The following is a 23,146-nucleotide window of genomic DNA, read 5'->3' on the forward strand; positions in this document are numbered from 1 at the left end:
CGATCCGACAACCGCTCACCCGCAGGCGACTTGACCTGCCCCACCCTCGCCACACCACAACCAACGAGGATCGGAGGACAAAGTCACTGGCATTGGACCTAGGACCCGAGGCCGGTGGGCCCACCCGCCCCGGGCACCGGGTCCGAGCGGCCCGGAGGCGAGCGGGCGAATAGCCACAGGGCGGCCCTCCCCTCCCGGGGAGAGCCGCCCTGTGCGGGGCGACGGGCGTCAGCCCTTCTGCATGACCTCCGGCTCGTGCCGGCGCTGCAGCCGGGTCACAATCACGCCGATGATGATCGAGATGACCACCAGTACGCTCGCGTCGATCGCCCACTGGGCGACGGAGTGCTTCCACAGCGGGTCGTAGTTCGGGTGCTGGAAGTCCTTGTTCCAGGGGCCCATGAGCTCCGACAGGTTGAGCGTGGTGGAGACGATGCCGGTGCCCCAGCGGGCGGGCATCAGCCAGGCGACCTGCTCCAGGCCGGGCTTGCCGAAGATCTGGAAGAGGCAGCCGGTGAAGACGACCTGGACGATGGCGAACATGACCAGCAGCGGCATGGTCTTCTCGGCGGTCTTCACCAGCGCGGAGATCATCAGGCCGAACATCATCGCGGCGAAGCTCAGCAGGATCATGCCGATGGTCATCTCGATCATCGGCATGTTCTGGACGATCAGGCCGTGCTCGGGGAGCTTGCGCGGCAGGAAGCCGACCGCGGAGATGATCGCGCCCTGGATCACGGAGAAGATGCCCAGCACGATGATCTTGGACATCATGTACGCCGAGCGGGACAGGCCGGTGGCCCGTTCCCGTTCGTAGATCGCCCGTTCCTTGATCAGTTCGCGGACCGAGTTGGCCGCCCCGGAGAAGCAGGCGCCGATCGCCAGGATCAGCAGGATCGTCGCGGCCCCGTTGTTGAGGTGGAGTTGCGTCTTCGGGTTGGGTGCGAGCCCCGGTTCGTTGGGGATCAGCACGCTGACCGCGCCGATGACCGCGGGCAGCAGTACCGACAGCGCCAGGAAGCCGCGGTCGGAGGCGAGCACCGACATGTAGCGGCGCATCAGCGTCCACAGCTGCGAGCCCCAACTCTGGGGCTTGGGCGGCTTGATGGCCTCCTGGGAGACCTGGACGTGCTGCACCTCGCCGGCCTCGACGGTCGCGGCGGAGTACTGCTGGTAGTGCACCGAGCCTCGGTAGCGGCCGGCCCAGTCGTGGTCCGGGTAGTTCTCGAAGGCCTGGAAGACGTCCGCCCAGGTCTCGTACCCGAAGAAGTGCAGGGCCTCGTCCGGCGGGCCGAAGTAGGCCACCGAGCCGCCCGGCGCCATGACCAACAGCCGGTCGCAGAGCGCGAGTTCGGCGACCGAGTGGGTGACGACCAGGATCGTGCGGCCGTCGTCGGCGAGGCCGCGCAGCATCTGCATGACCTCGCGGTCCATGCCCGGGTCGAGGCCCGAGGTGGGCTCGTCCAGGAAGATCAGCGAAGGCTTGGTGAGCAGCTCCAGCGCGACCGAAACGCGCTTCTGCTGACCGCCGGAGAGCGCGGTGATCTTGTTGTCGGCGCGCTTGTCCAGACGCAGCTCGTACAGCACCTCGTCGATCCGGGCCTCGCGCTCGCGGGCCTCGGTGTCGCCGGGGAAGCGCAGCCGGGCCGCGTACTTGAGGCCCTTGCGGACGGTGAGTTCGCGGTGCAGGATCTCCGACTGCGGCACCAGGCCGATGCGGGAGCGCAGCTCCGCGAACTGCTTGTAGAGGTTGCGGCCGTCGTACAGCACCTCGCCGCGGTCGGCCGGGCGGTAGCCGGTGAGAGCGCGCAGCAGGGTCGACTTGCCGGAGCCGGACGGGCCGATGACGGCCACCAGGGACTTCTCCGGGACGCCGAAGCTGACGTCGTTGAGCAGGATCTTCTTGGCGCCCTTGTGCTCGACCTCGACGGTCAGGTGGCGGGCGGAGAAGGAGACCGCGCCGGTGTCGACGAACTCCTGCAGCTGGTCGCCGACCAGCACGAAGCTGGAGTGGCCGACGGTCAGCCGGTCCTGCGGGCCCATCAGCTGGCGCTGCACCGGCTGGCCGTTGAGGAAGATGCCGTTGTGGCTGCCGAGGTCGACGATCTCGTAGCGGCCGTCCGGCAGCTGGCGCAGCTCGGCGTGGTGGCGGGAGACCTGGAGGTCGGACACCACGATGTCGTTGTCCAGCGCACGACCGATCCTGACGGTACGCATGCCGGCCGTCAGGTTGCGGATCATCGTCGGCTGCGGGCCGCCGGCCCCGCCGTGCTGCGGCGCGGCCGGGAAGCCCTGCTGCTGCGGGGGCGCGAAGGCCTGCTGCTGGGGGAACCCGCCTTGCTGCGGCGGCTGCTGGCTCTGGGGCTGCGGCGGGTACGGCTGCTGCGGCGGCGCGTACTGCTGCGGGGGCTGGGCCGGCCAGGCCTGTTGCGGCTGCTGGTACGGGTCCTGACCCGGCCAGGGCTGCTGGGGGGCGGACTGCTGGGGCGTCGGGCCGGGACTGCGGCTGGTGACGGCCTCGTGCACCGGGGAGGGCTGCGGGGCGGCGGCGTGCGCGGGCGCGGAGAAAGCGAGTCGGGGCCCGTTCTCCGGGTTGCCCAGGTTGACCACGCCACCGGGGAACAGCTGGGCCTGCATCGTGCGGGCACCGGCCACGTACGTGCCGTTGGTGCTCCCGTGGTCGTCCAGCTGCCAACCGCTGCCGTTGAAGCTGATGGTCCCGTGCTGCCAGGAGACCCTGGCATCGTCGAACGGGAAGTCCGACTGCGGGTTGCGTCCGATGGTGTAGGACCGCCCGGGCTCAAGAGTCCGCTGCTGTCCGTTGATCTCAATGACGAGTTGCGGCACTGCTCGCCTGCCCCGCTCTCTCGGTTCCCCCGAATTCGGCCCCCGGCCGGGGTGCGCTGTTCCTCTGACTGACGGGGGGAATCATTCCAGTCCGCCGTCCGCCGATGAAAGTCACCCCGGGTGACTGTGACCAGCCTGCTACCGGCGGCCGCCGACCGGACTCTCGGGCGCGCGCGTCCCGCGACGTGGGACGGGTGCCCTCGGCCCGGCGACCGACGGGTAGCGTGGGAGTCACCATGAACGCATCGCCCTTGGCCGCTGAGCCCCTCCCCGCCGCCCAGCCCCGGACCGCGGACGAGCGCACCCTGCTCGTCAAGGTGTTCGGCAAGGACCGCCCCGGCATCACCGCCGGCCTCTTCGCCACCCTGGCCGGCTTCGGCGTCGACGTGATCGACATCGAGCAGGTCGTCACCCGCGGCCGCATCACGCTGTGCGCCCTGGTCACCCCGCCCCGCGCGCCCGGCGCCGAGGGCGGCCTGCGGGCCACCGTGCACCGCTGGGCCGAGGAGCAGAAGCTGCAGGCCGAGATCCTCTCCGGCATCGGCGACAACCGGCCGCGCCGCGAGGGCCGTTCGCACGTGACGGTGCTCGGCAACCCGCTGACCGCCGCCGCCGTGTCCGCGCTGACCTCCCGGATCACCGCGGCGGGCGGCAACATCGACCGCGTCTTCCGCCTCGCCAAGTACCCGGTGACGGCGGTCGAACTGGCCGTCTCCGGCGTGGCCACCGAGGAGCTGCGGGCCGAGCTGGCCCAGGAGGCGGCCACGCAGCGGGTGGACGTCGCGGTGGTGGCCGCCGGGCTGGAACGCCGGGCCAAGCGCCTGATCGTGATGGACGTGGACTCCACGCTGATCCAGGACGAGGTGATCGAGCTGTTCGCCGCCCACGCGGGCTGCGAGGAGCAGGTGGCCGAGGTGACGGCGGCGGCGATGCGCGGCGAGCTGGACTTCGCCGAGTCGCTGCGCGCCCGGGTCGCGCTGCTGGCCGGACTGGACGCCTCGGTGACCGAGAAGGTCCGCGCCGAGGTCCGCTTCACCCCGGGCGCGCGCACCCTGATCCGCACGCTGCAGCGCCTGGGCTTCCAGGTCGCGGTGGTCTCCGGCGGCTTCACCCAGGTCACCGACCACCTGGTGGAGCAGCTGGGGCTGGACTTCGCGGCGGCCAACACCCTGGAGGTGGTGGACGGGAAGTTCACCGGCCGGGTGGTCGGCGAGATCGTGGACCGGGCCGGCAAGGCCCGCTGGCTGGCCCGGTTCGCCGAGCAGGCGAAGGTGCCGCTGGAGCAGACGGTGGCGATCGGCGACGGCGCCAACGACCTGGACATGCTGAACGCGGCCGGCCTCGGGGTCGCCTTCAACGCCAAGCCGGTGGTGCGCGAGGCCGCCGACACCGCGGTGAACGTGCCCTTCCTGGACACCGTGCTCTACCTGCTGGGCATCACCCGCGAGGAGGTCGAGGCGGCCGACGGCCTCCCGATCGAGTAGGTCAGCCGATCGAGTGGTCCGGCAGGGCCTGCGGACGTACGCGAGGGGCGTTTGGATCGATCCGCGCGCCCCTCGCGTGCGTCGGCCGTCAGTCCTGCGGCGTGTGGTACGAGACCAGCTCGGCCACGCCGGGCTCGACGCCCTTCCAGGAGCCGCTGAAGCTGAGCACCGCGATCGCCGCCGTCGGGAAGCCGCCCAGGCGCAGCCGCTCCAGCGCGTCCTGGTCGCCGGCGTCCCCGGCCAGCACCTGGGTCAGCCCCAGCACCCCGGGGTTGTGGCCGACCAGCACCACGTCCGGGTACTCCTCCGGGGTCTCCTGGAGCACGGTGATGATCTCGCCCGGGCTGGCCTCGTAGATCCGGTCCTCGTACACCGTCTTGCGCGGCCGCTTGGGCAACTCGTGCGCCGCCAGCTTCCAGGTCTCCCGGGTGCGCAGGGCGGTGGAGCAGAGCACGAAGCCGGGGTTGATCCCGGAGTCGGCCAGCCAGCGGCCGGCGTCCGGGGCCTGGTGGCGGCCCCGGTCGGCCAGCGGCCGCTCGTGGTCGTCCACGCCGTTCGGCCAGTCGGCCTTGGCGTGACGGAGAACGATGATCCTGCGGGGCGTGTCGGCGCTCATACCCAGCAAGCTTGGCAGAAAAGCGGCCCGGGGGCGCGGTGCCCCCGGCCGCCGCCACTCCCCGGAGGGTCAGCCCATCGAGGTGGCGACGGTGGCGACGATCGCCACCAGTACCACGATGGCGCCGAAGGCGAGGGCGATGCGGCCGAGCTGCTTGCGGCCGTCGGTGGGATTCGGGTCCAGAACGGGCATGTCGGGAATTCTCCCACCCCGAACACACCCGCCCTCCGCCGGCCCCACCGCCTTGGCCGGGCCTTGACCTTGCCGGTCAGGCCTTGCCCCGGGGCCGTCCGGGGGAAGTCCGGCGGTCAGGCCTCGACCCGTCGCCCGGCCGGGTGGACGGCCTCGTCCTCGATGTGCCGGGCCCGCGCGGCCCGCAGGCCGAACAGCATCTGCGGCACCAGCAGCAGCACCAGGAAGCCCAGCGGCCCGTACCACCGGCCGGTGGCCTGGTAGATCCGGCCGACCAGGATCGGGCCCGGGATGGAGATCAGGTAGCCGACGCCCTGGGCGAAGGCGGACAGCTGCGCCACTCCGCCCGCGGTCCGGGCGCGCAGCCCGATCATGGTCAGCACCAGCGGGAAGGCGCAGTTGGACAGGCCCACCAGGACCGCCCAGACCCACGCGCCCCCGGCCGGGGCCAGCGCCAGTCCGGCGTACCCGGCGATGCCGCAGGAGGCCAGCACCACCACGAACAGCCGCTGGTCGCCGCGCCGGGCGGCCAGGTTGGGCAGCACGAAGGAGACCGGCACGCCGATCACCATGGTGACCGCGAGCAGCACCCCGGAGGTGCCCTTGTCGACGCCGGCGTCCTGGAAGATCTTCGGCAGCCAGCCCATCACCACGTACGCGCCGGTGGCCTGGAGGCCGAAGAAGCAGGCCATCGCCCACGCGGTGCGGCTGCGGGTGATCGGCAGCCTGGCGGGGGCGGCGACGCCGCCCGCCTGCTCGCCGCGTTCGCGCTTGGCGACCAGCACCGGCAGCCAGAGCAGCAGCGCGAGCGCGCCCAGGGCGGCCCAGACGCCCAGGCCGTAGCGCCAGTCGCCGCCCAGCGTGCTGGTCAGCGGCACGGTGACGGCGGCGGCCAGCGCGGTGCCCGCGGACAGCGCCATGGAGTACAGGCCGATCATCGGACCGACCTTCTCCGGGAAGTACCGCTTGATCACCACCGGCAGGAGCACGTTGGAGACCGCCACGCCGGCCAGGGCGAGCGCGGTGAGCAGCAGGAACACCGCGGTGCCGTCGGCGAAGGAGCGGGCCAGCACGCCCGCGGTGATCGCGCCCATGCCGGCCGTGACCACCGCGATCGGGCCGATCCGGCGGGCCGCCGCGGGGGCCGCGAAGCCGAACAGCGCGAAGCACAGCGAGGGGACGGCGGTGAGCAGTCCGGCCAGGGTGGGGTTCATCCCGAGGTCGGCGCGGACCTGGTCGAGCAACGGCCCGAGGCTGGTGACCACGGGACGCAGGTTGACGGCGGCGGCGGCGATCGCGACGGCGAACAGCACGCCGAGGTACTTGGCGGGGGCGGAGGGCCGCTCGGTCTGCGGCCGGAGCTCGGTCCGTGGGGAGGCGGTGGTGTCTGCTGCGGGAGGCATGTGGGCCATCATAGAATGATGGGATGAATTGATGCACCTCGGAATTGGCATGATGGGCCCACCCGTTCATCCACCGGTCACCTCCCTCCAGGGGCCACCCACCCCGTAGTCGCAAGGAGTCCCCGTGGCGCTGTCCTCGCCGAGGCGCACCCCGCTGTCCGACCAGGTGATCGCGCAGCTGCGCGCCCAGATCACCTCCGGGGAGTGGCCCGTCGGCTCGCGCATCCCCACCGAGGCCGCCCTGGTCGAGCAGCTGGGGGTGGCCCGCAACACCGTCCGCGAGGCCGTCCGCGCCCTCGCCCACAACGGGCTGCTCGACATCCGCCAGGGCTCCGGCACGTACGTGCTCGCCACCAGCGAACTGGCCGGGGTGATGCACCGCCGCTTCGCCGACGCCGACCAGGCGCAGGTCGCCGAGCTGCGGGCGGCCCTGGAGACCTCCGCGGCCGGCCTGGCCGCCGTCCGCCGCACCGACCGCGACCTCGAACTGCTGGAGGCCGCGCTGGAGCGGCGCGAGGCCGCCTGGCGCTCCGGCGACGCCGAGGACTTCGTCCAGGCCGACGCCGCCTTCCACCAGGTCGTGGTGGCCGCCGCCCACAACGACGTGCTGCTGGCCGTCTACTCCGACCTCGGCGAGGTCACCCGCGAGCACCTGCGCAACGACGTCGGCCCCGAGCTGATCGCCGAACGCTACATCGGCCACGACACCATCCGGGACGCCATCCGGGACCGCGACGCCCAGCGCGCGTCGGTCGAGGCCGGCCGGGCCATCGGCGCCTGCGCGACCTCCGAGGCCTGAGTCACTGTGACTCGCCCGCCCCCCGGGCGCTCCTGACCCGACGCCGACGGGCGGCGCGCCCTCGGTCCTCCCCTGCGGCGCCGGCGCGCCCTTCGGCTCGGGACGGGGAAACGCCGCTGCCCGGCACCCCCAGGAGGGGATGCCGGGCAGCGGCGGTCTCAGCCGATCAGGCGCCGATGGCGTGCAGGCCGCCGTCCACGTGGATGATCTCGCCGGTGGTCTTCGGGAACCACTCCGACAGCAGCGCGACGATGGCGCGGCCGGCCGGCTCCGGGTCGCTCAGGTCCCACTTCAGCGGGGAGCGGTGGTTCCAGGTGTCGGCCAGGTCGCCGAAGCCCGGGATGGACTTGGCGGCCATCGAACCGAGCGGGCCGGCCGAGACCAGGTTGCAGCGGATGTCCCGCTCGCCGAGGTAGCGGGCCAGATAGCGGTTGGTCGCCTCCAGCGCGGCCTTGGCCGGGCCCATCCAGTCGTACTGCGGCCAGGCGAACTGCGCGTCGAAGGTCAGGCCGACGACCGCGCCGCCGTCCTGCATCAGCGGCAGCAGCGCCATGGTCAGCGACTTCAGCGAGTACGCCGAGACGTGCATCGCGGTGGCCACGGACTCCCACGGGGTGTCCAGGAAGTTGCCGCCCAGCGCGTCCTGCGGGGCGAAGCCGATCGAGTGGACGATGCCGTCCAGGGTCGGCAGGGTCTCGCGGACCTGGTCGGCGATGCCGGCCAGCTGCTCCGGGTTGGAGACGTCCAGCTCCAGCACCTTGACCGGCTTCGGCAGCTTCTTGGCGATCCGCTCGGTCAGGCTCGGGCGCGGGAAGGCGGTGAGGATGATCTCCGCGCCCTGCTCCTGCGCGAGCTTGGCGGCGTGGAACGCGATGGAGGACTCCATCAGCACGCCGGTGATCAGGATCCGCTTGCCTTCGAGGATTCCACTCATGATCAGTGACCCATGCCCAATCCGCCGTCGACGGGAATGACGGCTCCGGTGATGTACGCGGCCTCGTCCGACGAGAGGAACCGCACGGTGGAGGCGACCTCGGCGGGCGCCGCGTAGCGGCCCAGCGGCACGCCCGAGACGATCTCCGCGCGGCGCTCGTCGCTGAGCACGGCGGTCATGTCGGTGTCGACGAAGCCGGGGGCGACCACGTTGACGGTGATGTTGCGCGGGCCGAGCTCGCGCGCCAGCGAGCGGGCGAAGCCGACCAGGCCGGCCTTCGAGGCGGCGTAGTTGGCCTGGCCCGGCGAGCCGGAGAGGCCCACCACGGAGGAGATCAGCACCATGCGGCCCTTCTTGGCCCGCATCATCAGCTTCGACGCGCGCTTGACCACCCGGAAGGTGCCGGTCAGGTTGGTGTCGACGACGGAGGTGAAGTCCTCCTCGGACATCCGCAGCAGCAGGGTGTCGTTGGTGATGCCGGCGTTGGCGACCAGCACCTCGACCGCGCCGTGCTTCTGCTCGATCTCGGTGAAGGCGGCGTCGACCTGGGCGGCGTCCGTGATGTCGCAGCGCACCGCGAGGACGTCGTACTTGGCCAGCGCCTCGGGCACCTCGCCCGAGCGGCTGGTGACGGCCACCTTGTCGCCCGCCTCGGCGAAGGCCTGGGCGATCGCGAGGCCGATGCCCCGGTTTCCTCCGGTGACGAGAACCGAGCGGCTCAACGATCCACCTCTCTCCGTGTGTGAGCGGGTACGTCGGAATGCGTACGCAGTGTGACGCTATCGGGCGGTCGGCGGCGGCGGCGAATCGGGCTCCCACAGCGCCGCACCGGCGGAACTGTCGCAATCCGACAATCCGTACCCGTGCCACCGGGCGTCCCGGGGCCGTCCGCCGCAGGCCGGGGCCCCGCCCCGATCGGGGTGGGCTGTCCGGGAACAACACGGGCGGGCGTGCCCGTTGCCCCCCTGGTGCGAACCGCCCCGGGGCCGGCCGTACCCTTCCCCGAAGAGTCCCGGCGAGGAAACGAAGGCAGGGCGCATGACCAAGGTACGGCCCGGGAGCACCCACCGACGCGGACGACTGCTCGCGCTCACCGCCCTGGCGGCGGGCCTGGGCGCCACCGCCTGGTCGCTGCGCGACCTGCCCGCGGCGTTCGGGCGCCGCCCGGACGGCGAGCGCGAGGAGCGGGTGCGCAACTCCCCCCAGTACCGCGACGGCGTCTTCCACAACGCGCCCTCCACCCTGGCCCGGGCCGGCAGCACCCCGGACCTCGACCGCGACACCGTCCGCCGGATGCTGTTCCAGCGCGAGGGCCGCGTCCCGGCCAACCCGGTGCCCACCGTGCGCCCCGCCGCCGCGACCGGCCCGGCCGCCGAGGGCGTGGAGATCACCTGGTACGGCCACGCCTCCGCGCTGGTGGAGATCGAGGGCTCGCGCGTCCTGCTCGACCCGGTCTGGAGCGACCGCTGCTCCCCCTCCGCCCATGTCGGCCCCAAGCGGCTGCACCCGGTGCCGGTCGAGCTGGAGGAACTGCCGCCGGTCGACGCGGTGCTGATCTCGCACGACCACTACGACCACCTCGACATGGCCACCGTCAAGCGCCTGGTGCGCAGCCAGTCCGCGCCCTTCGCGGTGCCACTGGGCATCGGCGGCCACCTGCGCCGCTGGGGCGTCCCCGAGCACCGGATCATCGAGCTGGACTGGGACGAGACCTGCACCCTGGGCGAGCTGGTGCTCACCCTCACCTCCGCGCACCACTTCTCCGGCCGCGGCCTGACCCGCAACACCACCCTGTGGGGCTCCTGGGTGATCGCCGGCCCCCGCCGCAAGGTCTTCTACACCGGCGACTCCGGCTACTTCGAGGGCTACGCCCGGATCGGCGAGCAGCACGGCCCCTTCGACGCCGCCCTGGTGCAGATCGGCGCCTACGACGCGGCCTGGGCGGACATCCACATGACCCCCGAGGACGCCGTCCTCGCCCACCGGGACCTCCGGGCCGGACTCCTGGTGCCGGTCCACTGGTGCACCTTCAACCTGGGCCTGCACCCGTGGGCCGAGCCGATCGAACGGCTGGTCAAGGAGGCCAAGACCCAGGCCGTCCCGCTGGCCGTCCCGCGCCCCGGCGAGCGGGTCGACGTGGACAACCCGCCGGAGCTGGACGGCTGGTGGGAGGCCGTCGCCTGACGGCAGCGGCGCACTCTGGCCGAAACGGCCACGCATCGGGCCGAATACGCTGGCCGGAAGCCCTGTGGACGGGAAATGATGCGGTGCGGACGCCCCTGCGGCGCCCGCACCGCCACCCTCCGCGACCTGGGAGCCCGATTGCCTCCGATCCCTCCGGCCGACACCGTCGGCGCCGCGCACGAGCGCGCCGTCGACCCGCTGTTCCTCGCCCTTCCGCTGCGCTCGCTCGCCGACGCCGCCCTCACCCGGGCCCGTGAACTGGGCGCCGGTCACGCCGACTTCCGCCTGGAGCGGGTCCGCAGCGCCTCCTGGCGGCTGCGCGACGCCCGGCCGGCCGGCACCTCCGACAGCGTGCAGCTGGGCTTCGCCGTCCGGGTGCTGCTGGACGGCGCCTGGGGCTTCGCCGCCGGGGTGGACCTCACCCCCGAGGCCGCGGCGGAGGTCGCCGCCCAGGCCGTCGCGGTGGCTCGGCTGTCCGGCGGGATCAGCCGGGCGGCCGGCTCCACCGAGCGGGTCGAGCTGGCCGACGAGCCCGTCCACCGGGACGTCACCTGGGTCTCCGCGTACGAGGTCAACCCCTTCGAGGTGCCGGACGCCGAGAAGACCGCCCTGCTCGCCGAACGCAGCTCCCGGCTGCTGGCCGCCCCGGGCGTCTCGCACGTCCGGGCCGCCCTGCTGACGGTGCAGGAGAACAAGTTCTACGCCGACACCGCGGGCACCATGACGACCCAGCAGCGGATCCGGCTCTACTCCGACCTGGAGGCCACCTCGGTCGACGAGCGCACCGGCGCCTTCGACTCGATGCGCACCCTGGCCCCACCGGTCGGCCGCGGCTACGAGCACCTCACCGGCGGCGGGTGGGACTGGGACGCGGAGCTCGCCGAACTGCCCGTCCTGCTGGCCGAGAAGATGAAGGCCCCGAGCGTCCGGGCGGGCCGCTACGACCTGGTCGTCGACCCGTCCAACCTCTGGCTGACCATCCACGAGTCGATCGGCCACGCCACCGAGCTGGACCGCGCGCTCGGCTACGAGGCCGCCTACGCCGGCACCTCCTTCGCCACCTTCGACCAGCTCGGCAGTCTCCGCTACGGTTCCGACCTGATGCACGTCACCGGCGACCGCACCGCCGAACACGGCCTGTCCACCATCGGCTACGACGACGAGGGCGTCGCCACCCAGTCCTGGGACCTGATCAGGGACGGCGTCCTGGTCGGCTACCAACTCGACCGGGGCATGGCCAAGTTGAAGGGCTTCGAGCGCTCCAACGGCTGCGCCTTCGCGGACTCCCCCGCGCACGTCCCGGTCCAGCGGATGGCCAACGTCTCGCTCCAGCCCGCCGCCGACGGCCCCGACACCGAGGGCCTGTTCGCCGGGGTGGAGAACGGCCTGTACATCGTCGGCGACCGCTCCTGGTCGATCGACATGCAGCGCTACAACTTCCAGTTCACCGGCCAGCGCGCCTACGCCATCAAGAACGGTGAACTCGCCGGCCAGGTCAAGGACTTCGCCTACCAGGCCACCACCACCGACTTCTGGGGGTCGATGACGGCGGTCGGCGGCCCGCAGACCTACGTCCTCGGCGGCGCCTTCAACTGCGGTAAGGCGCAGCCCGGCCAGGTCGCGGCGGTCAGCCACGGCTGCCCGTCGGCACTGTTCCGCAACGTCAACGTGCTCAACACCCAGCAGGAGGCGGGTCACTGATGACCGCGACGCAGCCCCACGAACTCGTCGAGCTGGCACTCGGCCTCTCCCGCGCCGACGGCTGCGTGGTGATCGCCGACGAGGAGTCCACCGCCAACCTGCGCTGGGCCGGCAACGCCCTGACCACCAACGGCGTCACCCGCGGCCGCCGCCTCACCGTGATCGCCACCGTGGCCGGCGCCGAGGGCACCGCCTCCGGAGTGGTCTCCCGTGAGGCCGTCACCGCCGAGGACGTCGAAGGCCTGGTCCGGGCCGCCGAGGAGGCCGCCCGCGCGGCCGGTCCCGCCGAGGACGCCCAGCCGCTGGTCACCGACCGGCCGTCGTCCCCGGACTTCGCCGCGCCGCCCGGGGAGACCTCGATCGAGGTGTTCGACGCCTTCGGCCCGGCCCTCGGCGAGGCCTTCGCCCGCGCCGCCGCCCAGGGCGAACTGCTCTACGGTTTCGCCCGGCACGAGGTCACCACCAGCTACCTGGGCAGTTCCACCGGCCTGCGGCTGCGCCACGACCAGCCCACCGGCACGGTCGAGATCAACGGCAAGACGGCCGACCTCACCGGCTCGGCCTGGGTCGGCGCCGCCACCCGGGACTTCACCGACGTCGACGTCCCGGCCCTGCACGCCGAGCTCACCAAGCGCCTCGGCTGGGGCGCCCGCAGGATCGACCTGCCGGCCGGCCGCTACGAGACCCTGCTGCCGCCCTCGGCCGTCGCCGACCTGATGATCTACCTCCACTGGTCCTCCGGCGGCCGGGACGCCCACGAGGGCCGGACGGTCTTCTCCAAGCCCGGCGGCGGCACCCGGGTCGGCGACAAGCTCGCCGGCCTGCCGCTGACCCTGCGCGCCGACCCGGACGAGCCCGGCCTGGAGGCCGCCCCGTTCGTGCTGGCGCACAGCTCCGGCGGCGACGTCTCGGTCTTCGACAACGGCGCGCCGATCACCGCCACCGACTGGATCCGCGAGGGCGTGCTGACCGACCTGATCACGAGCCGCCACGCGGCCGGCCTCACCGGCCTGCCGCTGCGCCCGGCGGTCGACAACCTGGTGCTGGAGACGGCCGACCAGGAGTCCGCGCCGACCCTGGACGAGATGATCGCCCGCACCGAGCGCGGCCTGCTGCTCACCTGCCTCTGGTACATCCGCGAGGTGGACCCGGCGACGCTGCTGCTCACCGGGCTCACCCGGGACGGCGTCTACCTGGTGGAGAACGGCGAAGTGGTCGGCGCCGTCAACAACTTCCGGTTCAACGAGTCCCCGGTCGACCTGCTCGGCCGGATCACCGAGGCGGGCCGCACCGAACGCTGCCTGCCCCGCGAGTGGAGCGACTACTTCACCCGCACCGCGATGCCACCTGTGCGTGTCGCGGACTTCAACATGAGTTCGGTCAGCCAGGCCTCATAGCCGCTGGCCGACGGGGGGATACCAAGAACATGATGGACGAGAAGCGGCTGGTCAGGTCGAGCAAGATGCTGTCGCGCATCCTGCGCCACGAGCCGGAGCTGGTGGGCATCACGCTGGACGGCTCCGGCTGGGTCCGGGTCGAGGTCCTGCTCGACGCCCTCGCGGCGAAGGGCAGGCCGCTCACCAGGGCCGAGCTGGACCACGTCGTGGCCACCAACAACAAGCGCCGCTTCGGCTTCTCGCCGGACGGCCTCTCCATCCGCGCCAACCAGGGCCACACGGTGGCGGTCGACCTCGGTCTGACCGCCACCGTGCCGCCCCACGTGCTCTACCACGGCACCGCCGACCGCCACCTGGCGTCGATCTTCCGCGAGGGCCTGCGCCCGATGACCCGGCAGGACGTGCACCTCTCGGCGGACACCGAGACCGCGACCCGGGTCGGCGCCAGGCACGGCCGCCCGGTCGTGCTGACCGTGAACGCGGCCGCGATGGCGGCGGCCGGCCACGAGTTCCGGCTCAGCGAGAACGGCGTCTGGCTCACCGACGCCGTACCCCCGCGGTACCTCTCCCGGCGCTCCTGACGGCGGATGGGCCCGTACGGCCCTCCCACCACGTCCGACCGGGTGGGCCCCGCCCACCCGGTCTCGTCGTCCCCGGCGCCCGGGCGTACCGTGAGGAGGCCGCGCGGAACGGCGCGCGGGTGCGTGGACGAGGGCGGTAGGACACATGGGCAAGAGCGCCGAAGGCGGACGGGTCTACCGGATCACGGGGGCGCGCAGCAGCCTCACCGAAGACGTCCGGGGACGCCAGCGCCGCTACGTCATCTCGATGCTGGTCCGCACCCTCTGCGTGCTGCTCGCGGTGGCGCTGTGGGACGTCCAGCGCTGGCTCGCCTTCGCGGCACTGGCGGGCGGCGTGCTGCTGCCGTACTTCGCGGTGCTGGTCGCCAACGCGGGCCGGGAGCGGGCGCCGTCGCTGCCGAGCACCTTCGACTTCCCCTCCGAGACCCCGCTGATGCTCGGCCCGGGTGGTACGGGTGGGGCTGGCGTGCCCAGTGGTACAGGACAGGCAAAGACCGCTGGCACCGAAACTTCACAGGGCACGGACTGACCGCCCGGTTCACGGCGGTTGAGCCCGAATCAGCTGGGCGAAAGCTCAAAAGAAGCTCAGATTAATCATGCAAGACCTCCCCATCCGGGGGTCCCGGCGTGACATACTGCGTACGCGCTCCGCATCCCCCGTCGGAGCGACGGACCGACGCCGGGCGGCTCCCCCCGTGGCTGCCCGGCGTCGCCATGCCCGGATCCGGGCGGCCCCGGACGACGCACCGCAGCGGCGTGACAGACTGGCGGTGACGACGCGCCCGCCGAGCACCGAGGACGGCCCCCGATGGACACCCCGCAGACCCCGATCTGCTCCGCCAAGGGCTGCCGGGCGGACGCCCGTTGGGTGCTGGTGTGGAACAACCCCAAGCTGCACACCCCGGACCGCCGCAAGACCTGGCTGGCCTGCGAGGAGCACCGCGAGCACCTGTCCCAGTTCCTCGGCGTGCGCGGCTTCCTCAAGGAGGTCGTCGCCTTCGCCGACTGGGCGCCCGAGGAGGACTAGCCGCCGATCGCCGACATCGGCCGCTCGGGCTGGTGGAACTCCGGGTCGTCGATCCCGGCCCCGGCCTTCTTGCCCCACATCGCCGCCCGCCACAGGGCGGCCAGCTCCGCGTCGTCCGCCCCCGAGCGCAGCACGGTGCGCAGGTCGGTCTCCCCGGTCGCGAACAGGCAGTTGCGCACCTGCCCGTCCGCGGTCAGCCGGGTCCGGTCGCAGGCCCGGCAGAACGGGCGGGTGACGGAGGCGATCACGCCGACCCGGCCCGGGCCGCCGTCCACCACCCAGCGCTCGGCCGGGGCCGCGCCCCGGCGCGCGGAAGGCTCGGGGGTGAGCTCGAAGCGGGCGCCCAGCAGGTCGAGGATCTCGCCCGCGGTGACCATCGACGAGCGGTCCCAGCCGTGCTGGGCGTCCAGCGGCATCTGCTCGATGAAGCGCAGCTCGTAGCCCCGCTCCAGGCACCAGGCCAGCAGGTCGGCCGCCTCGTGGTCGTTGACCCCGCGCATCAGCACCGCGTTCAGCTTCACCGGCGCCAGCCCGGCCGCCTCGGCGGCGGCCAGCCCGTCCAGCACGTCCTGGTGGCGCCTGCGGCGGGTGAGGGTGAGGAACACCTCGGGGTCGAGAGTGTCCAGCGAGACGTTGACCCGGTCCAGCCCGGCCTCGCGCAACGCGGCGGCCGTCCGGGCCAGCCCGATGCCGTTGGTGGTCAGCGACAGCTCGGGGCGCGGTTCCAGCTCCGAGCAGGCGGCCACGATCGCGACCAGTCCGGGGCGCAGCAGGGGCTCGCCGCCGGTGAAGCGGACCTCGCGCACGCCCAGGTCGCGCACTGCCACGGTGACCAGCCGGACGATCTCCTCGTCGGTCAGGAGGTCGGGCTTGGCCAGCCACTGGAGGCCCTCCTCCGGCATGCAGTACGTGCAGCGGAGGTTGCACCGGTCGGTCAGGGAGACCCGCAGGTCGACGGCCTGTCGTCCGAAGGTGTCGAGCAGCACGTGGCTTCCCTTTCCCGAGTAGCGGCCGGCTTCCGGGGAAAGCAGCCGGCCCGGCCACCGTCGCGGCGGAGCCGGGCCAGCATAGTCATGCCGCAACGATCAGTGGGCGCCCAGTCCGGTGAGCGAGCGGACCTCCAGTTCAGCGTACTTCGCCGGGTCGGGGCGTTCCTTGGACAGGAGGGTGCCCAGCCAGCCGGCCAGGAAGCCGATGGGGATGGAGACCAGGCCGGGGTTCTCCAGCGGGAACCAGTGGAAGTCGGAGTGCGGGAAGAGCGAGGTCGCCTTGCCCGACACCACTGGGGAGAAGACCACCAGCAGCACGGAGCTGATCAGCCCGGCGTAGACCGAGCTGACCGCGCCGGTGGTGGTGAAGCGCTTCCAGAACAGCGAGTAGAGCAGCGTCGGCAGGTTCGCCGAGGCCGCCACCGCGAAGGCCAGGGCGACCAGGGCGGCGGTGTTGAGCTTGTCCGCGTAGAGGCTGAGCACGATCGAGACCGCGCCGATCCCGACGGCCGCCCACTTGGCCGAGCGCACCTCCTCCCGCTCGCTCGCCTTCCCGCGCCGGATCACGTTGGCGTACAGGTCGTGCGCGAACGAGGCGGAGGAGGCCAGGGTTAGCCCGGCGACCACGGCCAGGATGGTGGCGAAGGCGACCGCCGAGATCACCGCGAGCAGGATCGCCCCGCCGGTGCTGCCGCTGCCGCCGCCGAGCACCTCGGCCAGCTGAGGGGCGGCCGTGTTGCCGGCCGCATTGGCCGCCTTGATCTGCTTGGAACCGACCAGCGCCGCCGCGCCGAAGCCGAGCGCCAGGGTCATCAGGTAGAAGACGCCGATGATGCCGATCGCCCAGAGCACCGACTTCCGGGCCGCCTTGGCGGTGGGCACGGTGTAGAAGCGGACCAGGATGTGCGGCAGGCCGGCGGTGCCGAGGACCAGCGCGATGCCGAGGCTGATGAAGTCGAGCCTGGCGGTGCCGGTGCCGTACTTCTGCCCGGGCTGGAGGAAGGCCTCGCCCTTGCCGCTGGCGCTCGCCGCCGCGCCGAGCAGTTCGGAGGGGTTGAAGTGGTACTTGGCCAGCACCAGGACGGTCATCAGCGCGGCGCCGGCGATCAGCAGCACGGCCTTGACGATCTGCACCCAGGTGGTGCCCTTCATCCCTCCTATCACCACGTAGATGATCATCAGCGCGCCGACCGCGACGACGGTCCAGCGCTTGGCGGCGCTCCCCTCGACCCCGAGCAGCAGGGCCACCAGCGTCCCGGCACCGACCATCTGGGCCAGCAGGTAGAAGATCGACACCACGATGGTGGACACGCCCGCGGCGGTGCGCACCGGGCGCTGGCGCATCCGGAAGGCGAGCACGTCCGCCATGGTGAACCGGCCGGAGTTGCGCAGCGGCTCGGCGATCAGCAGCAGCGCGACCAGCCAGGCGACCAGGAAGCCGATCGAGTACAGGAAGCCGTCGTACCCCGCGAGCGCGATGGTGCCGGCGATGCCGAGGAAGGAGGCGGCGGACATGTAGTCGCCGGAGATGGCCAGGCCGTTCTGGAAGCCGGTGAAGCCGCGGCCGCCCGCGTAGAAGTCGGCGGCGCTGCGGTTCTGCCGCCCGGCCCAGAGGGTGATGGCCAGGGTCGTCAGCACGAAGAGTCCGAACAGGGCCATCGTCAGGCCGCGGTGATCGGTGGCGGAGCTGGCGAGCAAGGTCATTCGGCGGCCTCCCGGGGAGCGTGGACGACGGCGCCGCGGGCCTCGCGGATCGCGGCGGCGGGCGGGTCGATCCTCCGGTCCGCGTAGCGGGCGTACCAGCCGGCGATGACGAAGGTGGTGGCGAACTGCAGCAGCCCGAGCACCAGGGCCACGTTGATGTGCCCGAGGACCTTGGTGCCCATCAGGCCGGGGGCGTAGCAGGAGAGCAGGACGTACAGCAGGTACCAGAGCACGAAACCGATGGTGACCGGGAAGGCGAAGCTCCGGAACGAGCGCCGCAGGGTGCGGAACTCCTCGCTGTCGTCGATGAGTTGGACTTCCGTGGCAGTAGTGGTGATCGGCGGCGAATCCACTCTGTCTCCTCACTCCTTCGGCGTAGCGGTCACACGAGGGGAAGAATCGAACGTGAGGGGCGACACATTCCTCGTGCGCGCCGCGCAATGCTAGGAGCGTCGCGCCCACCCCGGAAGGGGTTGACCGCGATCAGCCGGTCGTTCACCCCCTCGCACTATCCAATTGGCTGAAAAGCATCCTTCCCGTCACTCATGGATCCGGGCCCGACAACCGAAGAGGGCGGCACCGTCCAACGGTGCCGCCCTTGTTGACGAAGCGTCAGAACGCGATCCGGACCTTCAGCGCGGAGCGGTCGTCCATCGCCCGGTAGCCGTCCGGCACGCCGTCCAGGTCCACCGTCCGGTCGAAGACCAGGCCGGGCTCGATCGCGCCCGAGAGGACATCCGGAAGGAGCTCGGGAATGTACGCCCTGGCCGGAGCGACGCCACCGTTGAGCGAAACGTTTCGGCCGAACATCTGACCGATGTCGACGCCCGCGCTGCCGCCGTGCGGCACACCCACGTAACCGACCGCGCCGCCGTCCCGGGTGATCGAGATCGCCGTCCGCATCGACTCCTCGGTGCCCACCGCCTCCAGCACCGCGTGCGCGCCCAGACCGCCGGTCAGCTCCTTCACCGCCTCGATCGCGGCCTCGCCGCGCTCGGCCACCACGTCCGTCGCCCCGAAACGCCGGGCCAGCTCGGTCCGGGCGGGGTGCCGGCCCAGCGCGATGATCCGGCCCGCGCCCAGCCGGTTCGCCGCCAGCACGCCGCACAGGCCCACCGCGCCGTCGCCGACCACCGCGACCGTCGCACCGGGGCGCACCCGCGCCGACACGGCCGCGTGGTGCCCGGTGGACATCACGTCGGACAGCGCCAGCAGCCCCGGCAGCAACTTCTCGTCACCCGCCGCCTCCTTGGGCAGCTTCACCAGCGTCCCGTCCGCGAACGGCACCCGGACCGCCTCCCCCTGACCGCCGTCCGAGCCGACCTGCCCCCAGAACCCGCCGTGCGGGCAGGACGTCTGCAGCCCTTCGAGACAGAACTCACAGACGCCGTCCGACCAGACGAAGGGGGCGACCACCAGGTCGCCCTTCGCGAAGCCGCGGACCTCGGCGCCGACCTCCTCGACCACGCCCAGGAACTCGTGCCCGATCCGCTGCCCGGCCACCCGCTCGGCCACTCCGCGGTAGGCCCACAGGTCGCTGCCGCAGATGCAGGCGTTCACCACCCGCAGCACCACGTCCGTCGGGTGCTGGATGACCGGGTCCGGTACCTCTTCGATCCGGATGTCGTTCGGTCCGTGGATCACCGTGGCGCGCATGCGTTCTTCCTCACACAAATCCGACCGAGCGGCCGGAAACGATCTCGACCAGATGTACGACACCCCCGCCGCCCACTCTATTCCGGCCGTCGGGCCGGAACATTCCGACCGGACCCCGCCGGCCCGCCCCTTATCCTGTTGGACCATGCAACCGATCCAGCCCGAGACGTACGGCGCGCCGCGGACCGCCCCGGTCCCCGCCCAGCGCTCCGCCGCCCCCGCCGAGGGCTTCGCGGTCGTCGACGTCGAGACCACCGGTCTCGGCCGCTCCGACCGCGTCATCTCGGCGGGCGTCTACCAGCTGGACCAGGACGGAGAGGTCACCGACCACTGGTACACCCTGGTCAACCCCGAGCGGGACCCGGGCCCGGTCTGGATCCACGGCCTCACCGCCGAACTGCTCTCCGGCGCGCCTACCTTCCCCGAGATCGCCGACGAGTTCGCCGCGCGCCTGGAGAACCGCGTGCTGGTCGCGCACAACGCGCTCTTCGACTGGAACATGATCTCCCGCGAGTTCTCCCGGGCCGGCCTCCGCGCCCCGGTCGAACAGCGGCTGTGCACCATGGTGCTCTCCCGCGACCTGCGCCTTCCGCTGCCCAACGGCAAGCTCGCCTCGCTCGCCGCCCACTTCGGCGTCCAGCAGCGCCAGGCCCACAACGCCCTGGACGACGCCCGGGTGCTCGCCGAGGCCTTCCGCCCCAGCCTCCGCCTGGCCCGCCTGGCCGGCCTCCCGCTGCCGCTGCAGACCTGTGTCGCGGTCACCGACCTCGGCGAGGACGAGCCCGCCGCCCCCGGCCGCGGCAACTGGACCGGCTCCCAGTACCGCCAGGCCAAGAAGCGCCCGCCCTGCCCCTACCCCAACCCGGGGCGCTGGGAGGACGGCAAGCCGCTGGTCCAGGGCATGCGGGTGGCCTTCACCGGCGACACCGCCACCGACCGCGAGGTGCTGGAGGACCGCGCCGTGGAGGCCGGCCTGCACATCGCCACCTCGGTCAGCCGGCTCACCAGTCTGCTGGTCACCAACGAGCCGACCAGCTGGAGCGGCAAGGCCCGCAAGGCCCGCGACGTCGGCACCCCGGTCGTCACCGAGGACGCCTTCCTCCAGCTGCTGCGCGAGGTCGCCCCGCACCCCGGTGCGTGAGCCGGTTGTGAGGTCGGCGTACCGTTCCCATGTGTACCGATTTCTGCTGACCCGCCAGTGGCTGATCACCATGCTGATCGCGCTGCTGCTGATCCCCGCGACGATCAAGCTGGGCTTCTGGCAGCTGCACCGCCACGAGGCGCGGGTGGCCCGGAACGAGCTGGTCGGCAGGGCCCTCAAGGCGTCGCCGGTGCCCTTCGACACCCTGTCGCCGAGCCCCGGCGCCGCGGTGCCCTCCGCCCTCACCTGGCACGCCGTGACGGCCACCGGACAGTACGACCCGGCACACGAGTTCGTGGTCCGCAAGCGGACCGACTCCAACGGCACCCTCGGCTACTTCGTCGTCACCCCGCTGAAGCTCTCCGACGGCAAGGGCACCGTACTGGTCAACCGCGGCTGGGTCCCCTCCGGCGACGGTGCCACCGAGTACCCGCCCGTCCCGGCCGCCCCGGCTGGCGAGGTCACCCTCACCGGCCGGCTGCGGGCCGACGAGACCACGGGCAGCAGCGGCGGCTGGGTCAAGGACCGGGCCGGCCTCCCCGCCCGCCAGTTCAACCTGATCAACACCGAGCAGCAGGCCAAGGAGAGCGGCACCACCCTCCTCGGCGGCTACCTGGAGCTCACCGCCACCACCCCGGCCCCGGCCGACCAGCCCGAGCTGGTCCCCGAGCCCAACCACTCGGACATCGGCCCGCACATGGCCTACGCCGTCCAGTGGTGGCTGTTCACCGCGATGATCCCGGTCGGCGTCTGGGTGCTCGTGCGGCGCGAGGCCAAGGACCGCGCCAAGCAGGCCGCCGAGCCCGAGGCCGAGCTCGACGCCCTGCCCGCCTGAGGGCCCGGCGGCGCCGGCGGACGTCTGGCTAGAGAACGTCCTCCAGCTCCCGCAGCAGCCTCGCCTTCGCCCGGGCACCCACCACCGACCGCACCGGCAGCCCGCCCCGGAACAGCATCAGCGTCGGCATCGACAGCACGCCGTACGCCGCCTGGGTCCGGGGGTTGCGGTCCACGTCGACGCTCACCACCCGCAGGCGGTGGGCCTCCTCCCGGGCGACGTCCGCCAGTACCGGCGCCATCATCCGGCACGGCGGGCACCAGTCCGCCGTGAAGTCGACCAGCACCGGCCCCTCGGCCGCCAGCACCTCCGCCGCGAAGGTCTCGTCCGTCACCGCCGGCACACCCGCGATCCGCACCATCGTCTACTCCTCCGTCAGTTCACACAGGGGCGGCTGCTCGGAGACCGCGAGTTCGTCCCGCGCCCGGACGGCGCGGGCGAACTGCCCGGCCACCTGCTCGCGCACCTCCTGGAGCCGCGCGATGCACTCGTCCAGTTCGGCGAGCTTGCGGCGGTAGACCTCCAGCGAGGCCGGGCAGGAATCCCCGTCCGGGTGCCCGGCCCGCAGGCACTCCACGAACGGCCGGGTCTCCTCCAGGCCGAAGCCGAAGTCCTGGAGCATCCGGATCTCCCGCAGCAGCCGCAGGTCCCCCTCGTCGTACGCCCGGTACCCGTTGCCCGCCCGCCGGGCCGGCAACAGCCCCAACTGCTCGTAGTACCGCAGCGCCCGCGTGGTCGTCCCCGCCCGCTCCGCCAACTCCCCGATCCGCACGCCGAACCACTCCTCCCGAACAACCGGCACCGACGGTAAACCTTCCCCCGGACGTCAACGCCAGTGCGAACCCGCGGGCCCGGGGCCAGCCGGACGTACCCTCGCCCGGCAAGATGTCCCCATGGATCTCGGACTGAAGAACAAGGCCTACATCGTCACCGGCGCCACCCGGGGCCTCGGCCTCGCCGCCGCCCGCGAACTCGTCGCCGACGGCGCCCACGTGCTCGTCAGCGGCCGCACCCAGGAGGCCGTCGACGCCGCCGTCGACGAGCTCGGCACCCTCGGCACCGCCCACGGCCTGGTCGCCGACAACGCCGCCCCGGACACCGCCGAGCGCCTGGTCGCCGAGGCGAACCAGCGCTTCGGCCGCTTCGACGGCATCCTGATCAGCGTCGGCGGCCCCCAGGCCGGCCCGGTCGAGACCACCCTCGAATCCGCCTGGCGCGACGCCTTCGAGTCCGTCTTCCTCGGCGCCCTCCGCCTCGCCCGGACCGCGGCCGCCGCCCTGCCCTCCGGCGGCGTGATCGGCTTCGTGCTCTCCAGCTCCGTCCGTCAGCCGATCCCCGGCCTCGGCATCTCCAACGGCCTGCGTCCCGGCCTCGCCATGGCCGCCAAGTCCCTCGCCGACGAGCTCGGCCCGCGCGGTATCCGGGTGCTCGGCCTGCTCCCCGCCCGGATCGACACCGACCGGGTCCGCGAGCTCGACGCCCTCGCGCCCGACCCGGAGGCGGCCCGCGCCGAGGCCTCCGCCGGCATCCCGCTGCGCCGCTACGGCACCCCGGAGGAGTTCGGCAAGGTCGCCGCGTTCCTGCTCTCCCCCGCCGCGTCCTACCTGACCGGGCTGATGGTCCCCGTGGACGGCGGCGCGCTCCGCTCGCTCTGAC

Annotated in this window: 23 protein-coding genes; 11 read left to right on the forward strand and 12 right to left on the reverse strand. The window is 72.5% G+C overall.

The genetic code is table 11. The annotated features are described in order from the left end of the window. Positions 1 to 228: 228 nt before the first annotated feature. Positions 229 to 2,847, reverse strand: coding sequence for an FHA domain-containing protein (locus tag ACFV1W_RS03900; protein ID WP_380412834.1), 2,619 nt, complete (start codon positions 2,845 to 2,847; stop codon positions 229 to 231). A gap of 236 nt (positions 2,848 to 3,083) precedes the next feature. Between ACFV1W_RS03900 and serB the strand changes: the two genes are divergently transcribed. Further along, on the forward strand, positions 3,084 to 4,331 hold the full coding sequence (gene serB / locus ACFV1W_RS03905; RefSeq protein ID WP_380412836.1) for a phosphoserine phosphatase SerB: 1,248 nt from the start codon (positions 3,084 to 3,086) through the stop codon (positions 4,329 to 4,331). Positions 4,332 to 4,419: 88 nt separating this feature from the next. Here the strand turns inward: serB and ACFV1W_RS03910 are convergent, their stop codons facing one another. The 3 genes from ACFV1W_RS03910 to ACFV1W_RS03920 all read right to left on the reverse strand — a co-directional run bounded on the left by ACFV1W_RS03910 (position 4,420) and on the right by ACFV1W_RS03920 (position 6,542). Continuing rightward, the gene (locus ACFV1W_RS03910) at positions 4,420 to 4,947 is read right to left on the reverse strand and encodes a SixA phosphatase family protein (protein ID WP_380412838.1); all 528 of its coding nucleotides are present in this window, start codon (positions 4,945 to 4,947) and stop codon (positions 4,420 to 4,422) included. 69 nt (positions 4,948 to 5,016) lie between these two features. Next, the gene (locus ACFV1W_RS03915; protein ID WP_380412840.1) at positions 5,017 to 5,139 is read right to left on the reverse strand and encodes an SGM_5486 family transporter-associated protein; all 123 of its coding nucleotides are present in this window, start codon (positions 5,137 to 5,139) and stop codon (positions 5,017 to 5,019) included. A 116-nt stretch (positions 5,140 to 5,255) separates the two neighbouring features. Next, positions 5,256 to 6,542 carry a CynX/NimT family MFS transporter gene (locus tag ACFV1W_RS03920; protein WP_380412841.1) on the reverse strand — a complete coding sequence of 429 codons (1,287 nt, stop codon included), beginning with the start codon at positions 6,540 to 6,542 and terminating at the stop codon, positions 5,256 to 5,258. 124 nt (positions 6,543 to 6,666) lie between these two features. Between ACFV1W_RS03920 and ACFV1W_RS03925 the strand changes: the two genes are divergently transcribed. Continuing rightward, on the forward strand, positions 6,667 to 7,341 hold the full coding sequence (locus ACFV1W_RS03925; RefSeq protein ID WP_380412843.1) for a FadR/GntR family transcriptional regulator: 675 nt from the start codon (positions 6,667 to 6,669) through the stop codon (positions 7,339 to 7,341). Positions 7,342 to 7,507: 166 nt separating this feature from the next. Here the strand turns inward: ACFV1W_RS03925 and fabI are convergent, their stop codons facing one another. Together fabI and fabG are read right to left on the reverse strand one after the other, a co-directional pair. Further along, positions 7,508 to 8,275, reverse strand: a complete 768-nt coding sequence (gene fabI / locus ACFV1W_RS03930; RefSeq protein ID WP_380412844.1) for an enoyl-ACP reductase FabI — start codon at positions 8,273 to 8,275, stop codon at positions 7,508 to 7,510. Between the two features lie 2 nt (positions 8,276 to 8,277). Beyond that, positions 8,278 to 8,997: a 3-oxoacyl-[acyl-carrier-protein] reductase gene (fabG, locus tag ACFV1W_RS03935; protein WP_030285693.1), complete on the reverse strand. Its 720-nt coding sequence runs from the start codon at positions 8,995 to 8,997 to the stop codon at positions 8,278 to 8,280. Between the two features lie 316 nt (positions 8,998 to 9,313). On the opposite strand from fabG, the gene ACFV1W_RS03940 reads away from it, so the two are divergent. The 6 genes from ACFV1W_RS03940 to ACFV1W_RS03965 all read left to right on the forward strand — a co-directional run bounded on the left by ACFV1W_RS03940 (position 9,314) and on the right by ACFV1W_RS03965 (position 15,165). Beyond that, positions 9,314 to 10,459: an MBL fold metallo-hydrolase gene (locus ACFV1W_RS03940; protein WP_380412846.1), complete on the forward strand. Its 1,146-nt coding sequence runs from the start codon at positions 9,314 to 9,316 to the stop codon at positions 10,457 to 10,459. Positions 10,460 to 10,597: 138 nt separating this feature from the next. After that, entirely contained in the window at positions 10,598 to 12,160 is a 1,563-nt protein-coding gene (locus ACFV1W_RS03945; RefSeq protein WP_380412848.1) for a TldD/PmbA family protein, read from the forward strand. Further along, positions 12,160 to 13,557: a metallopeptidase TldD-related protein gene (locus ACFV1W_RS03950; RefSeq protein ID WP_380412849.1), complete on the forward strand. Its 1,398-nt coding sequence runs from the start codon at positions 12,160 to 12,162 to the stop codon at positions 13,555 to 13,557. Before ACFV1W_RS03945 ends, ACFV1W_RS03950 begins: the two co-directional genes overlap by 1 nt. A gap of 32 nt (positions 13,558 to 13,589) precedes the next feature. After that, entirely contained in the window at positions 13,590 to 14,138 is a 549-nt protein-coding gene (locus ACFV1W_RS03955) for an RNA 2'-phosphotransferase (protein ID WP_380413158.1), read from the forward strand. Positions 14,139 to 14,283: 145 nt separating this feature from the next. Next, complete coding sequence (locus ACFV1W_RS03960) at positions 14,284 to 14,667, forward strand: DUF3099 domain-containing protein (protein ID WP_380412850.1); 384 nt, start codon at positions 14,284 to 14,286, stop codon at positions 14,665 to 14,667. Positions 14,668 to 14,946: 279 nt separating this feature from the next. After that, complete coding sequence (locus tag ACFV1W_RS03965) at positions 14,947 to 15,165, forward strand: hypothetical protein (protein ID WP_380412851.1); 219 nt, start codon at positions 14,947 to 14,949, stop codon at positions 15,163 to 15,165. On the opposite strand, the gene moaA is transcribed toward ACFV1W_RS03965, so the two are convergent. The 4 genes from moaA to ACFV1W_RS03985 all read right to left on the reverse strand — a co-directional run bounded on the left by moaA (position 15,162) and on the right by ACFV1W_RS03985 (position 19,514). After that, on the reverse strand, positions 15,162 to 16,151 hold the full coding sequence (gene moaA, locus ACFV1W_RS03970) for a GTP 3',8-cyclase MoaA (protein ID WP_380412853.1): 990 nt from the start codon (positions 16,149 to 16,151) through the stop codon (positions 15,162 to 15,164). The two genes, ACFV1W_RS03965 and moaA, sit on opposite strands and share 4 nt — an antisense overlap. A 99-nt stretch (positions 16,152 to 16,250) precedes the next feature. Next, complete coding sequence (locus ACFV1W_RS03975; protein WP_380412854.1) at positions 16,251 to 17,858, reverse strand: cation acetate symporter; 1,608 nt, start codon at positions 17,856 to 17,858, stop codon at positions 16,251 to 16,253. Then, complete coding sequence (locus ACFV1W_RS03980; RefSeq protein WP_380412856.1) at positions 17,855 to 18,211, reverse strand: DUF485 domain-containing protein; 357 nt, start codon at positions 18,209 to 18,211, stop codon at positions 17,855 to 17,857. The genes ACFV1W_RS03975 and ACFV1W_RS03980 overlap by 4 nt, the downstream gene beginning before the upstream one ends. A 259-nt stretch (positions 18,212 to 18,470) precedes the next feature. Then, positions 18,471 to 19,514 (reverse strand): zinc-dependent alcohol dehydrogenase family protein, encoded by a 1,044-nt coding sequence (locus ACFV1W_RS03985; RefSeq protein ID WP_380412858.1) that lies wholly within the window; start codon positions 19,512 to 19,514, stop codon positions 18,471 to 18,473. A gap of 145 nt (positions 19,515 to 19,659) precedes the next feature. On the opposite strand from ACFV1W_RS03985, the gene ACFV1W_RS03990 reads away from it, so the two are divergent. Together ACFV1W_RS03990 and ACFV1W_RS03995 are read left to right on the forward strand one after the other, a co-directional pair. After that, the gene (locus tag ACFV1W_RS03990) at positions 19,660 to 20,655 is read left to right on the forward strand and encodes a DEDDh family exonuclease (protein WP_380412860.1); all 996 of its coding nucleotides are present in this window, start codon (positions 19,660 to 19,662) and stop codon (positions 20,653 to 20,655) included. A gap of 31 nt (positions 20,656 to 20,686) precedes the next feature. After that, positions 20,687 to 21,490: an SURF1 family protein gene (locus tag ACFV1W_RS03995; protein ID WP_380412862.1), complete on the forward strand. Its 804-nt coding sequence runs from the start codon at positions 20,687 to 20,689 to the stop codon at positions 21,488 to 21,490. 28 nt (positions 21,491 to 21,518) lie between these two features. Here ACFV1W_RS03995 and trxA read toward each other — a convergent pair whose 3' ends face one another. Both trxA and ACFV1W_RS04005 read right to left on the reverse strand, forming a co-directional pair. Further along, entirely contained in the window at positions 21,519 to 21,851 is a 333-nt protein-coding gene (gene trxA / locus ACFV1W_RS04000; RefSeq protein WP_380412863.1) for a thioredoxin, read from the reverse strand. A gap of 3 nt (positions 21,852 to 21,854) precedes the next feature. Then, positions 21,855 to 22,262 carry a MerR family transcriptional regulator gene (locus ACFV1W_RS04005; protein WP_380413160.1) on the reverse strand — a complete coding sequence of 136 codons (408 nt, stop codon included), beginning with the start codon at positions 22,260 to 22,262 and terminating at the stop codon, positions 21,855 to 21,857. Positions 22,263 to 22,383: 121 nt separating this feature from the next. On the opposite strand from ACFV1W_RS04005, the gene ACFV1W_RS04010 reads away from it, so the two are divergent. Then, the gene (locus tag ACFV1W_RS04010; RefSeq protein WP_380412865.1) at positions 22,384 to 23,145 is read left to right on the forward strand and encodes an SDR family oxidoreductase; all 762 of its coding nucleotides are present in this window, start codon (positions 22,384 to 22,386) and stop codon (positions 23,143 to 23,145) included. Position 23,146: the final 1 nt, after the last annotated feature.

The organism is Kitasatospora sp. NPDC059648 (assembly GCF_042734825.1).
Taxonomy (GTDB): Bacteria; Actinomycetota; Actinomycetes; order Streptomycetales; family Streptomycetaceae; genus Kitasatospora.